At 62.7% G+C, this 13,275-nt stretch carries 12 protein-coding genes; 2 read left to right on the plus strand and 10 right to left on the minus strand.

Features of this window, described 5'->3' with window-relative positions:
* Positions 1 to 46: 46 nt before the first annotated feature.
* The 5 genes from PV375_RS05155 to hisS all read right to left on the minus strand — a co-directional run bounded on the left by PV375_RS05155 (position 47) and on the right by hisS (position 5,695).
* Entirely contained in the window at positions 47 to 1,411 is a 1,365-nt protein-coding gene (locus PV375_RS05155; RefSeq protein ID WP_201521835.1) for an NAD(P)/FAD-dependent oxidoreductase, read from the minus strand.
* A 173-nt stretch (positions 1,412 to 1,584) separates the two neighbouring features.
* A complete protein-coding gene (locus PV375_RS05160; RefSeq protein ID WP_332106417.1) occupies positions 1,585 to 2,088 on the minus strand; it encodes a DUF501 domain-containing protein in 504 nt (167 codons plus the stop codon).
* Positions 2,085 to 2,555 (minus strand): FtsB family cell division protein, encoded by a 471-nt coding sequence (locus PV375_RS05165; protein WP_332106418.1) that lies wholly within the window; start codon positions 2,553 to 2,555, stop codon positions 2,085 to 2,087. Before PV375_RS05165 ends, PV375_RS05160 begins: the two co-directional genes overlap by 4 nt.
* Positions 2,556 to 2,975: 420 nt before the next feature.
* Entirely contained in the window at positions 2,976 to 4,259 is a 1,284-nt protein-coding gene (gene eno, locus PV375_RS05170) for a phosphopyruvate hydratase (protein WP_201521829.1), read from the minus strand.
* 128 nt (positions 4,260 to 4,387) lie between these two features.
* Positions 4,388 to 5,695, minus strand: a complete 1,308-nt coding sequence (gene hisS / locus PV375_RS05175; RefSeq protein ID WP_201521828.1) for a histidine--tRNA ligase — start codon at positions 5,693 to 5,695, stop codon at positions 4,388 to 4,390.
* Positions 5,696 to 5,810: 115 nt separating this feature from the next.
* Between hisS and PV375_RS05180 the strand changes: the two genes are divergently transcribed.
* Together PV375_RS05180 and PV375_RS05185 are read left to right on the plus strand one after the other, a co-directional pair.
* Positions 5,811 to 6,380: a flavodoxin domain-containing protein gene (locus PV375_RS05180; RefSeq protein WP_332106419.1), complete on the plus strand. Its 570-nt coding sequence runs from the start codon at positions 5,811 to 5,813 to the stop codon at positions 6,378 to 6,380.
* On the plus strand, positions 6,373 to 6,972 hold the full coding sequence (locus PV375_RS05185; protein ID WP_332106420.1) for a hypothetical protein: 600 nt from the start codon (positions 6,373 to 6,375) through the stop codon (positions 6,970 to 6,972). The genes PV375_RS05180 and PV375_RS05185 overlap by 8 nt, the downstream gene beginning before the upstream one ends.
* Here the strand turns inward: PV375_RS05185 and PV375_RS05190 are convergent.
* The 5 genes from PV375_RS05190 to PV375_RS05210 all read right to left on the minus strand — a co-directional run bounded on the left by PV375_RS05190 (position 6,969) and on the right by PV375_RS05210 (position 13,154).
* Positions 6,969 to 7,709, minus strand: coding sequence for a MazG family protein (locus PV375_RS05190; protein WP_332106421.1), 741 nt, complete (start codon positions 7,707 to 7,709; stop codon positions 6,969 to 6,971). The two genes, PV375_RS05185 and PV375_RS05190, sit on opposite strands and share 4 nt — an antisense overlap.
* On the minus strand, positions 7,706 to 11,386 hold the full coding sequence (gene mfd, locus PV375_RS05195) for a transcription-repair coupling factor (RefSeq protein ID WP_332106422.1): 3,681 nt from the start codon (positions 11,384 to 11,386) through the stop codon (positions 7,706 to 7,708). The genes PV375_RS05190 and mfd overlap by 4 nt, the downstream gene beginning before the upstream one ends.
* Positions 11,387 to 11,457: 71 nt before the next feature.
* Entirely contained in the window at positions 11,458 to 11,895 is a 438-nt protein-coding gene (dtd, locus tag PV375_RS05200) for a D-aminoacyl-tRNA deacylase (RefSeq protein WP_332106423.1), read from the minus strand.
* A gap of 41 nt (positions 11,896 to 11,936) precedes the next feature.
* On the minus strand, positions 11,937 to 12,521 hold the full coding sequence (gene pth / locus PV375_RS05205) for an aminoacyl-tRNA hydrolase (protein ID WP_332106424.1): 585 nt from the start codon (positions 12,519 to 12,521) through the stop codon (positions 11,937 to 11,939).
* A gap of 6 nt (positions 12,522 to 12,527) precedes the next feature.
* The gene (locus PV375_RS05210) at positions 12,528 to 13,154 is read right to left on the minus strand and encodes a 50S ribosomal protein L25/general stress protein Ctc (RefSeq protein ID WP_332106425.1); all 627 of its coding nucleotides are present in this window, start codon (positions 13,152 to 13,154) and stop codon (positions 12,528 to 12,530) included.
* Between the last annotated feature and the right edge of the window lie 121 nt (positions 13,155 to 13,275).

Below are 13,275 nucleotides of genomic sequence, written 5' to 3' on the forward strand. Positions count from 1 at the left end.
CATCCTATTAAGGGTACGGCGGCGTCGCTAAATCGCAACTTGACGGTTACGAGTCAGACTTCTTCGCTGCGGCTGCAGGCTTCTTCGCAGCCGGCTTCGGACGTGCCGCGAAACGCTCAAAGAAGTGCTTCGGTTCGCGCACCTTCGACAGCGACACAAAGTCGCGGCCCCACACAGTCTGGCTGCACCAGTTGCTAAACACCCGAGCCTTGCGCTCGTAGGTCGGGATCGCCATACCGTGGTAGCCGCGGTGCATCAGCCACGCGATGAAACCGGTCATACCGCGCTTACCCGACTGGAAGGCACCGAAACCAAGGCCGAGGCCGGCAACAGCGCCCATGTTCTCGTGGTAGTAGTCGGTCGGCGCATCCCCACGCAGCGTCGCCACAAGGTTATTGGCGAGCACCTTCGCCTGACGCACCGCATGCTGAGCGTTGGGCACGCAGTATCCGGCAACACCGCCACCCGACAGGTCGGGTACCGCGGCAACGTCACCGGCTGCCCATGCATCCTGCACGATGCCCTCATCGCCCTCAACCCGCAGGTCGGCACGAACGCGCACATTACCGCGCTGGTTAACAGGCAGATCGGTGAAGCCCTGAGCCAGCGGGTTAGCCATCTGGCCGGCGGTCCACACAATCACGTCAGTTGGGAACTTGTCGCCGTTTGAAGTCTCGACAACACCATCAACCGCCGAGGTGCACTGGGTGTTCAGGTGCACCGTGGCGCCGCGCTCGGCGAGGTTTTTGATCACACTGAGCGCAGTCTCCTCCGAAACCTCGGGCATGATGCGGCCAGCCGCCTCAATGAGGTGGAACTGCACATCATCAAACTGCAGCGACGGGTAGTCGGCCAGCAGCGCGGTAGCGAGCGAACGCATCTCGGCAAACGCCTCGATACCCGCAAAACCACCACCGACAACAACGAAGGTGAGCAGACGCGAACGCTCGGGGCCGGGGGCCATGGTCGAGGCGCGGTTGAAGTTGTCGATCATGGTGTCGCGCACCCAGACCGCCTCTTCAATCTGCTTGAGCCCAACCGCATTATCGGCAATACCCGGGATCGGGAAGGTGCGGCTCACAGCACCGGCAGTCATCACGACAATGTCGTAGCCGAGCGTGTATTCATCACCATCAGCCGGCTTGATCGTCGCAGTCTTGCTGGCGTGGTCGAGCTTGGCAACCTCAGCGGTGATCACGCGCGTGCGCTTCAGGTGCCGGCGGTGCGAAACCACTGCGTGACGGGGCTCGATCGAACCGCTCGCCACCTCAGGCAGGAAGGGCTGGTAGGTCATGTACGGCAGCGGGTCAACCAGTGTGACCTGTGCTTCACCGGGGTTAAGTTTCTTTTCGAGCTGGCGAGCAGTGGTGAACCCTGCATAACCGCCGCCGATGATCAGAATCTTTGTCACGCCGAACCTCTTTCGCTGAGTTAAATAACTGGACACAGCTGGACTGTCACTGCCGATTCTAGACCTGCAACCTCACGCCACCTGGATGTAGCTGGGATGCGAGGATGCTAAAACCGCGCGGCCGCGGCACCCCGAACCCACCGTGACCCGGTGCCGTGGCCCGGATGCACCGGCTAGGCACACTGGCAGCGATCAATACTCCAGCGCGACTCGCGCAGCGCCCAGTCACCCATCGGATTCACCCCGGGGCCGGCGGCCAGCGAGTGAGCTGCCAAAGCATGCAGACATTTCACGCGCGTGGGCATCCCGCCGGCGGTGACGTGCGCGATTTCTTCAACATGCGCCACCGATTCACGTTCCTGCAGGTACTGTTCGTGGGCGCGCTGGTAGGCGGCCCGCAGCTCCTCATCTGCCGCCAGCGCATCCTGCATCTGCACCATCAGGTGCGCCACCTCAAGTCGTGACATCTCGGCTGTCGCCGCCGGATGCGACAGGTAGTACAGCGTCGGGAACGGGGTTCCATCTTCGAGGCGCGGCGCCGTCACCACCACCACCGGGTTACCGCAAACGCAGCGCGCACCGATTCCGAGCACGCCGCGCATGGGGCGCCCGAGCTGCTGCTCAAGCACCTCGAGATCATGCTCGGTTGCTGGTGTGTAGTGGGGTGATGCGGTCACGGTTTCTCCTGATCAGCCTGGTCGTCTTGGGGTTGTTCATCAGCCTTCGCGGCCCGAATAAGCGAGTCGAGATAGAGCGCATTCGAGTCGGTGGTGGTCGTGTGCTGTTCAACCGAAACTTCGATGGGTACCCGCATGGCGATCTGTTTGCCGGAGTCGAGCACGGTGTAGCTGGTGTCTCCGGGATTCACGAAAAGCAGGCGCCCGCGGGCCTGCGAACGGATATAGGCGGGGTCGCTCCAGCGGCGCTGCTCGGTTCGTAGTGCTTGAGTTTGCTGATTCGCTTCGTCGATGTCTTGGCGCAGTTCGGAGATGCGCACCTGCTGCTCAATCAACTGGTTAATGCTCGGGGTAACGAGGCCGACACCAACGACTATGGCGCCGAGGATGATGAGCGAGCCGAGCCCGGGGCGACGCATCGAACGCCGCCGCGCGGAGGCGGTGGTGTTTGGGCGCCGATCAGTCATGGTGTCCATTGTCGCCGATTGGATGCGGAGCCGAGCGTCGCACCGCCGATGCGGGCGCATCCGATGATTGCTTCTCGGATGCCCGCGCTGCTTCCGCCCCACACTCACCCCGCCCCGCACCTCTCCCGACGCTGGCCCCGTGCGCCCACTGACCTTCACCAACTTTGGTCATATGCCGGTCGATACGCAGATATCTGCATACCGGCACCCATTTGGCCAAAGTTGGTTTTTTGTTTGTTGGAGGGATTCGACTCAGGGATGCGGTGCGGTGCGGCTCGGGGATGCGGTGCAGAGACGGCGGCGGTGCGGCAGCAGACGGCAGACAGCAGGCAACAGCCAACAGGCACCACACCACCACGGAAAAAGCCGGCTGGGCCCGGCACCGGAATCGGTGACGGGCCCAGCCGGTCGAAAACGGGACTACTTGGCGGTGAAACGCGGGAAGGCGTGAGCACCCGCGTAGCGAGCCTGGTCGCCGAGCTCTTCTTCAATGCGCAGCAGCTCGTTGTACTTGGCAACGCGGTCGGTACGGGCCGGAGCACCGGTCTTGATCTGGCCGCAGTTGGTGGCCACCGCGAGGTGAGCGATCGTGGTGTCTTCGGTCTCGCCCGAGCGGTGCGAGAGAATCGCGGTGTAGCGGTGCAGGTGCGCGAGCGACACTGCGTCGAGCGTTTCGGTGAGGGTACCGATCTGGTTCACCTTGACGAGGATCGAGTTGGCAACCCCCAGCTCAAGGCCGCGCTGCAGACGCTCAGGGTTGGTGACAAACAGGTCATCGCCCACGAGCTGCACTTTGTCACCGATCTTCTGAGTGAGCGCGACGTACCCGTCCCAGTCTTCCTCGGCCAGCGGGTCTTCGATGCTGACGATCGGGTAGTCGACGATGAGCTGCTCGTAAAAAGCGGTCATCTGCTCGGCGGTGAGTTCCTCGCCCTCGAAGTGGTACACGCCGTCCTTGAAAAACTCGGTCGAGGCCACGTCGAGGCCGAGCGCAATGTCGGTGCCGAGCTTGAAGCGTGTTTCACCGATCGCCTCAACGATCAGGTCGAGCGCCGCGCGGGTCGTGGGCACGTCGGGAGCGAAACCGCCCTCGTCGCCGAGACCGGTCGAAAGGCCCTTGCTCTTGATGGTCTTCTTGAGCTGGTGGTAAACCTCGGCACCCCACTGCAGCGCTTCCTTAAAGCTGCTGGCACCGATCGGCAGAATCATGAATTCCTGCACGTCCACACCGTTGTCGGCGTGCGCGCCACCGTTGATGATGTTCATCATCGGCACCGGCAGCATGTGCGCGTTTGCACCGCCGACGTAGCGGAAAAGCGGCAGGTTGGCCGAAACCGCGGCAGCCTTCGCGGTGGCGAGGCTGACACCGAGCAGCGCGTTGGCGCCGAGGCGTTCTTTATTCTTGGTGCCGTCAAGCTCAATCAGTTCAGCGTCGATCGCGCGCTGGTCGGTTGCGTCGAAGAATTCAACAGCGGGGTTGATCTCATCAACCACGCCCTGCACGGCTTTTTCGACGCCCTTACCGAGGTAGCGGTTGGCGTCGCCATCACGCAGTTCGTAGGCTTCAAAAGCACCGGTCGAGGCGCCCGAGGGCACGGCGGCACGGCCACGTGAGCCGTCGTCGAGCGTCACCTCAACCTCAACAGTCGGGTTTCCTCGTGAGTCAAGAATTTCGCGGGCAAAAACGTCAACGATGAACGACACGTGCAGCTCCTCAGGTCGTAGTGCCAGTTGCACTCCCAGCCTACTGCCCCCGGCGTGAACAGAACGCACAGACCCCGACAGTTCGCTGAGCAACTGCCGGGGCCGGTGGAGTTGTGGCTGGGCGCGAGCTAATTGAGCGGCTCGAGCGTGATGGTTTCGGGGTTGACGAGATGCTCATCCCGCAGGTGTGCCACGTGGGTGAATCCCTCGGATGCGGCCCGGTCAAGCAGGTTGCGCACGTTTTTGGGTCGCTTTTCGAGCCGTACTCGACGGCCCGGCTGCAGCAGCGCGCGTTTGAGGAGCATGGCGTCGGCAGGCAGGATGCGTTTGTCAACAAGCGCGATGACAGCTTCGGATTCGTCGGTGTCCTGTTCGGTTACGAGGTCGACAATGCGTTCAAACCCGATCGAAAACCCGCAGGCCGGCACATCCTGCCCCAAAAAGCGTCCGATCATACCGTCGTAGCGTCCGCCGCCACCAACCGATGAACCGGATGCGGGGTGGGCCACCTCGAAGATGGTGCCGGTGTAGTAGCCCATGCCGCGCACGAGGGTGGGGTCGTATACCAGCGGCAGCGCTCCCCCACCGGCAGCCACGGCCGCGGCGATCTCGCCGAGCGATTCGGCTGCGGCGCGTGCCTGTTCGTTTTCGCGCAGTGATTGTGGCAGCGAGGCGAGGATGGCTTCGGTGTTCAGCGGGATGCCCGTGGCAAGTGACGGTTCCCAGCCGGTGAGCGCTTCGCGCAGCCGTTCGGCGGCGGCCGCGTCGACCTCGCCGAGCTCTGCCACCACGCCCTCGACACCGATCTTGTCGAGTTTGTCGACTGAGATGAGCGCACCCGGCTGCTGCTCGGCAGCGAACCCGCACCACTCGAGCAGGCAGGTGAGCAGGCGACGGTCATTTACGCGGATGGTGCAGTCGTGCAGCCCCAGCTCGCCCAGCGCCGCCGAGCCGGCAATCAGCAGTTCGGCTTCGGCAAGCAGCGACGGCTCACCCAAAATATCGACGTCGCATTGCACAAACTGGCGGTAGCGCCCCTTCTGCGGCCGCTCGGCTCGCCATACCGGCCCGATTTGCATTGACCGGAACACCATCGGCAGGTTACCCCGATGCGTTGCCATGAATCGCGCCAGCGGCACGGTGAGGTCGAAGCGCAGCCCGAGGTCGCTCAGCTCGAGCGGGTTGCCGGTGCTGGCCGCTGATTCCAGCGCCGCTTGGTCGAGGCCGCGACGCATCACGGCGAACGACAGTTTTTCATTGTCACCACCCATTCCCGAATGCAGCCGCGCGCTGTCTTCCACAACCGGAGTTTCGATTTCGTCGAACCCGTGAGCTGCGTACACTCGCCGGATGGTGGCGAGCACGCGCTCGCGGCGACGCTTGTCGGTGGGCAGGAAGTCGCGCATCCCGCGCGGCGGATTGATCTGTGTGGCCATAGTGCTCCATTATCTCTCGGCCCACGCAGTGCGCGCGCATTTTGTTCACCAAGCCCGTGTTCAGCATCCCGTGTTTACGTTAAACCAAGCATTCCGTTCAACAGAGGTGTCGATCATGAATTCACTCGTGCTGTTTCGTTCCGAGTATGGCCACACCGAAAAATATGCGCAGTGGTTGGGCGAATCGCTGTCCACGGCACCTATCGATCTGGCAGATCGCCGACCGACGCCGCTGATTGGTGCCGATTGCGCAATTTTTGTTTTGCCCGTGTACGCGGCAAATCTCACGGCGGTTAAACGTGTTGGGCAGCTGGCTGAGGCCGCGCCCGAGGTGCCGATCGCGATTGCCACGGTGAGTATGAACGATCTCAACAGCGATACGAACGGCCGCGAAGAGGTGCTCGGCAAATGCAAAGCCGCGCTGCCAGCGCCGGTGTTTAAGCGGATCAACTGGTTCCATCTGCGCGGCGGTCTCGACTATGAGCGGATGCGGTTTCAGCATCGGATGCTGATGCGGATGATGTACGGCATGATGCGGCAGCGCGCCAAAAAGGGTGATGAGAAGGCGCAAAAGTTTTGCGATAGCTATGGTAAGTCGGTTGATTTCACCGATCGCGAACTACTCGAACCGGTACTCGAATTTGCACGATCGGTGAACGACAGGAAAGGACAGGCGAATGTCTGAACCACAACCCGGCGCTGACCATGTGATGATCCCCAATCAGATCGGCATAATCATTGCCGGTGGGGTGATCTGTACCGCGCTGGGCGGCCTGACGGTGTTGTCGGCGCTCGTGCCCGGCCTCTCGGATGAAGCGCCCCCGGTGGGGATCACTATCCTGGGCGTGATTTTTTTGCTGCTCGGTCTGGTTTTGTTAGCGGCGCCCCTTTGGATTCGCCGCAAGCGCTGGTTGGAAGCCGACGCGTACCAGCTGCGCTATGTCGACCCGAAGTTCCCGGACGAACAGTGGCAGCTCAACTGGCAGGATCTTGACGCGGTCGAACTCCACGTTGGCCGGCTCCCGTCAACGACGCCCCTCACTCGAATCAAGCCTGCCCAGCGCGTGCGGCTCGTGCTCTTTACCGCCGGCCGCGGTCGAGCGATCCAGTTCCGCTCGCTGCGTGCGAGCGAAGGGATTGCCGGGCCGGGCACCTTTGCCATGCTGTTTGGCAATATGCCGAAGCTGGTGACGCCACTGGATGCGTTCCTGCGTCGGAATGCCGGGCCACGCTATCGAAGGCTGCTCGACGAGGGCCTGGTGAATACCCCGCTCTAGTTTGCTGCGGTCTCGCTAGTTTTCATCGAGCTCGCTAGTTTGTGGTGGCCTCGCGAGTTTTCGGCCTCACGCACCCGCTCGGCGAGTCTGCGGGTGGCGCCGCGCAGCGCGGCTTCGGCGTCCACGCCCGCCTCGTGCGCGGCCGCCGCGAGCGCCAGCAGTGCGTCACCGATCGCGTCCGCGTCGGTGGATTCGAGTGTGGCCGGTGTGACCGTGACCGGAACTGCTGCCGCTTTGGCGAGCACTTTTTGCGCGAGCGCAAGGGCGGGCATCCCGAAGGCGACACCGTCGAGCACCGAGGTGCGGTTGGCTTTTTCAACGGCTTTAGCTTCGTGCCACAGCCGAATGATCTCGTCGATATCGCGGGTTGGGGTCGGGCCGAATACGTGCGGGTTGCGGCGCAGTAGTTTGTCGGCCTGATCACGGGCTACGTCTTCGAGGTCGAAGTCGGCGGCAATATCGGCGTGAAAGAGCACCTGAAACAGCACATCGCCGAGCTCTTCACGTATATCGCCGGCGGTTCCTGATTCGATCGCGTCGATCAGTTCGGCGCTTTCTTCCTGCAAATAGGGCACGAGGCTGTGGTGTGTTTGTGCCTCGTACCAGGCGCACCCCTGCTCACCGCGAAACGCGTCAACCACGGCGAGGAGGCGCAGCAGTTCGCGATGCGCGTCGGGGGCTATTTCGGCTACTTCGTTGACTCGGTCGAGCGGATGCGGTTCGTTTGCTTTGGTCACGATGAGGCACCTGTTTTTGAGGTTTCGTTTTGAGCAGCTTCTGGGGACTCGGCGTGGTCGGGTTCGGCTTCAAAGATGGCGCGGAAGATGCCGAGCAGCCACTCGATCAGCTCAGTGTCGCTGATGGGTTTGCCGAGCCGCCCGCCCGGGAGGGGCAGGGTCAAAACGCCCTGCGCATCCTGATATTTCGCATCCGGATACATGCGACGCAGTCGAATCTGTTTTGAATCGGCGAGTTTGACGGGCGTGATGCGCAGCACCTTCCCCATCGCCACGACCTCTGAGAGTTCGAGCAGGCCCGCCATGCGCCGGATGCGCGACACTGCCACAAGTGTTTGCACGCTGTCGGGAAGTTCGCCGTAGCGGTCGCGCAGTTCTTCTACGACGAGGTCGATATGGCCGGGCTTGGCATTGGCTGCGGCGGCTGCCGAGAGTTTTTGGTAGGCCTCGAGCCGCAGTCGTTCTGAATCGATGTATTCGTCGGGGATGCGCGCATCCAGCGGCAGTTCGAGCCGCAGTTCGTTGCGGGCCTCGTGGTGTTCACCGCGGAACGCTTCAACCGCTTCGCCGATCATGCGCAGGTAGAGGTCGAAGCCGACGCCGGCGATATGCCCGGATTGTGCGCCGCCGAGCAGGTTTCCGGCGCCGCGCAGTTCGAGGTCTTTCATCGCCACCTGCATCCCGGCGCCGAGTTCGTTATTTGCGGCGATGGTTTCGAGCCGGTTGTGGGCGGTTTCGGTGAGCGGTTTGTTGCCGTCGTAGAGGAAGTAAGCGTAGGCCCGGTCACGGCCTCGCCCAACGCGACCGCGCAGCTGGTGGAGCTGGCTGAGGCCGTAACGTTCGGCGTCGTCGATGATGAGCGTGTTGGCGTTGGGGATGTCGAGCCCGGTTTCGACGATGGTGGTGGTGACCAGCACATCAAATTTGCGTTCCCAGAAATCGACCATGACCTGTTCGAGGCTGTTTTCGCTCAGCCGACCGTGGGCGACCGCGATGCGCGCTTCGGGTACGAGTTCAGCGAGGTGTTGGGCGACGCGGTTGATGGATGCGGTGCGGTTATGGACGTAAAACACCTGTCCTTCGCGCAGCAGTTCGCGGCGGATTGCGGCGGTGATCTGCTTATCAGATTTGGGGCCGACGAAGGTGAGGATCGGGTGCCGGTCTTCGGGCGGGGTTGCGAGCGTTGACATTTCGCGGATGCCCGTGGCCGCCATTTCGAGGGTGCGCGGGATGGGTGTCGCGCTCATGGCGAGCACATCGACGTTGGTTTTGAGCTGTTTGAGCTGCTCTTTGTGTTCGACACCGAAGCGCTGTTCTTCGTCGATGATGACGAGCCCCAGGTCGCGGTAGGTGAAGTCGTCGCTGAGCAGCCGGTGCGTGCCGATCACAATGTCGACGGTGCCGTCGGCAAGCCCGACTTTGGTTTCGGCGATCTCTTTTGATTTTTGGAATCGGCTGACCCCGCGAATTTGCACCGGGAAACCGGCCATGCGCTCGGTAAAGGTTTCGAGGTGTTGGCGCACCAGCAGGGTGGTTGGCACGAGCACCACCACCTGCTTGTTGTCTTGCACCGCCTTGAACGCGGCACGCACCGCAACTTCGGTTTTACCGAAACCGACATCGCCTGAGAGCAGCCGGTCCATCGGCAGGGGCGATTCCATATCGCGTTTGATTTCGTCGATGGTTTGCAGCTGGTCGGCAGTTTCGACGTATGGGAATGCTTCTTCGAACTCGTGCTGGAAGGGGGTGTCTGAACTGAACGCAAAACCGCGGGCGGCTTGCCGTTGGCTGTAGAGCTTGACGAGCCCGACGGCGATTTCGTGCGTGGCTTTGCGGGCCTTCGATTTTGTCTGTGCCCAATCGCTGCCACCCATTTTTGAGAGGCTGGGTTCTTCACCGCCCACATAGCGGGTGAGCTGATCGAGGTGGTCGGTGGGAACGAGCAGTTTGTCGCCGGGATGTCCTCGTTTTGAGGGGGCGTACTCAATGACAAGAAACTCTTTTGTTGACCGCTGCCCGGGACGCCCCGGTACCGGGATTTCGCGCTGTTCGAGCCGCTGGAACCGGCCAATACCGTGCTGATCGTGGACGACATAGTCGCCGGCTTTGAGCTGCAGCGGGTCGACCACCTGTCCGCTGCGGCGACGGGCGAGTTTGCGGGGTGCTGCAGCGTTATAGCCGACCGCGCGGCCGTAGAAGTCAGATTCGGTCAGCAGCGCGAGTTTTTGGTTGGTGAGTTCGATACCGACGCTCAGCGGCGCGTGTACGAGGTAACAGACACCCGGTTCGAGCTCGTCAGGGCTTTCGGGCAGCGCCGACACGGGGCGGCCTGCGGCGCCGCGTTCGGCAAGCACCTGCACGGCGCGCTCCACAAGTCCCGGGCCGTTTGCCGACATCACCGCAGTCCAGCCGGATTGCAGTCGGTCAACCACGTGGTCGACGGCTGATTCGGTGTTCCCCGCAAAACTTGGCACCGGATCGCCGGCGAGCCGCACCGAGTTGTCAACCGCATCCTCTTCGCCGCCAAATTGCGAAAAGGTCCACCAGGGCCGCCCGCCTTTGAGTTCACGCAATTGCCCGAGGGCGAGATAGTCGCCGCCAGAGAGATCAATCGGGGCTTCAGCTCCCGCCGTTGCAGCGCTCCAGGCGGCTTCGAGGAACTCGCGGTTGGTTTGTCGCAGGTCGTTGGCGCGGGTGGTGACCCGTTCGGGACGGAGCACTGCGATGGCCGCGTTTTCGGGGAGGTAGTTGATGATCGGCACGAGCTCGTCGACAAGTGCCGGAGCGAGCGACTCCATCCCCTCAACGGCGATACCCTCGGCAATTTTGCCGAGCATCCCGGAAATATTTGGGAACTCGTGTTCCATTTCACGCGCACGGTTGCGCACCGATTCGGTGAGCAGCAGCTCACGGCTGGGGGTGAGTGTGATGCGCTCAATGGTTTCGTCGAATGAGCGCTGGTCGCTCACCGAAAACGGCCGCATCTCGTCGATTTCGTCACCAAAAAAATCGACTCGCACCGCGTGTTGAGCGTCGGGCGGGAAAACATCGAGGATGCCGCCGCGCACCGCAAATTCGCCGCGGCGAGTGACCATATCGACTCGGGCATAGGCCAGTTCAACGAGCTGCTCGGCGATGTCTCCGAGGTCGTAGTCGCGCTCCCCCGCCACGAGTTCGAGCTGCCGGGCCGAATCGAGCTGCGGCATCAGCGGCTGCAGCGCCGCACGCACCGAGGCAAACATGATGAACGGCACCTGCGCTTCGGGAGCGACTTGGGATGCAGTGCCGACGCTGGCGGCCCCGGTGGTGACCGGTTCACCTCGGCGCCACTGGCCGAGCGCGCGCATGGCCGCGAGCCGGCGACCGGTGGTGTCGGCGCTGGGGCTCAAGCGTTCGTGCGGCAGCGTCTCCCAGGCGGGGAATTCAACAATATGCGCCGCCGGCAAAAAGGCGGCAAGATCGGTTGCGTACTGTTCGGCTTCGCGACTGGATGCGGTAACCACCAGCGTGCACGAGGGTGCGGACACTTCGCGTGAGCGAGCTTCGACAAGCGCCGCCAGCAGCGGGGCACTGAGTCCCTCAGCGAGGGTGAAGTCGGTGTCCCGATCGGCACGCGAAACTGCGCGCGCAAAGCTATCGGCTTGCTGGGCTGCCGCGAGAAATCCGTGAAGTCGCACCCCAGCAGTCTAGTTGGCCGCCCGCGGCGGCCTCTAGCCAGGTGCATGAGCCACTGGCCAGACGTGCTTTGTTAGGCGAGGTCGGCCGAGTCGATCAGCACCGTGAACGGACCGTCGTTGACCGAGCTGACGCGCATCATCGCCCCGAACCGACCGGTTTCGACGTGCAGTCCGGCCTCGCGCAGCAGTTCGCAAAAGTGTTCGATCAGCGGTTCGGAGTGTTCGCGGCCCGAAGCCCGCGACCAGGATGGCCGCCGACCTTTGCGCACGTCGCCATAGAGGGTGAACTGGCTCACCACCAGCACGGGCGCGTCAAGATCGAGTGCCGATCGCTCATCTTCGAGGATGCGCAGGCCCGCCAATTTGCGAACAATCTTCGCGGCATCTGCTTCGGTATCGGTGTGGGTCGCGCCCACGAGCACGAGTAGTCCGGGTCGAGGTAGCTGCCCAACGATTTTGCCCTCGACCTCAACCGAGGCGCTTGTGCACCGTGTGGCTACCGCTCGCATTGTGAAACCTCCGCCGTCAGTTGGCGCTGACGGGCATATCGCTAGCTGGCCGGGGCGTGAAATTTTTGTTGCGCGGCCACCAGCCCGTCGGTGACCGTCAGTTCGACGGCATCCGCCGCATCCTCAATTAGCACCGGGAGGGCATCCCGTTCGGTGCTGCCAAACGGACGCAGCACGAAATCGGCAACGTCCTGTCGGCCCGGCGGTCGACCGATGCCAACCCGCACGCGGATGTAATCAGCGCCGATTGCGGCAGAAATATCGCGCAGGCCATTGTGGCCGCCGTGTCCGCCACCGCGCTTGAGTTTCAGCGTGTCGAAGGGGATATCGAGCTCATCGTGCACGACGATGATGCGTTCGATGGGGATGCTGTGATACTTCACCAGCTGCGAAACCGGCCCGCCCGACACGTTCATAAAACCGGTCGATTTCGCGAGTATCAATTTGGGTTGTCCGGGTGCTAGGCGCCCTTCGGCTGTGACGGCGCTCGCGCGCGGATGGCGACGGAAACGTGCCGCCATCCGCTGCGCGAGCGCATCAACCACCATCTGGCCGATGTTGTGACGCGTTGCCGCGTACCGGTCACCGGGGTTCCCGAGACCGACGACGAGCCACTCACCAGCCACTGTTTGTTACTCTTCCGAGGCTTCTTCGGCCGGAGCTTCGGCGGCCACCTCTTCGGCGGCGTCTTCGTCTTCTTCAGGTGCTTCTTCCTGCGGAACAGCGATGGTGAAGATGACGATTTCGGTCTCGTCGTCAACCAGCTTGGTGCCCTTGGGCAGAGCGAGGTCGGTGGCGAGCACGACAGTGCCCTCTTCCAGACCCTCGACGCTGTGGATGACGTTCTCGGGAATGTTGGTGGCCTCGGCCGAAACGAGCACCGATGCGGTTTCCTGCAGCAGGATGGTGCCCGAGAACGGCTCGCCCTCGGCGATAACCGGAACTTCAACCTCGACGCGCTCGCCCTGCTTCACGATGAGCAGGTCGATGTGCTCGATGATCTGCAGCACCGGGTCGCGCTGCACGTCTTTTACAAGCGCGAGCTGCTTGGTGCCCTCGATGTTGAGTTCGAGCAGCGCGTTGGCGCGACGAACGAGCAGCATGGTCTTGTGACCGGGCAGTGCGAGGTGCTGCGGTTCGGTGCCGTGACCGTAGAGCACGGCTGGGATTTCGCCGGCGGCGCGCAGGCGGCGGGCGGCACCCTTACCGAATTCGGTGCGGACAGTGACGTCGAGCTTGTTGTCGAGCTCTTTAGCCATGTTGGTTTCCTTTCGCATTGTGGCAGGCGAGACGCCCGCGCAAAACCCCGCGATTACGGAACCTGCGCACCGCGTCGATAACGGGCACAGCTGGCCCCTCGCCGAAGTACGCCCGATAGTC

The organism is Gulosibacter sp. GYB002 (assembly GCF_036577665.1).
In the GTDB taxonomy this organism is placed as follows: Bacteria; Actinomycetota; Actinomycetes; order Actinomycetales; family Microbacteriaceae; genus Gulosibacter; species Gulosibacter hominis.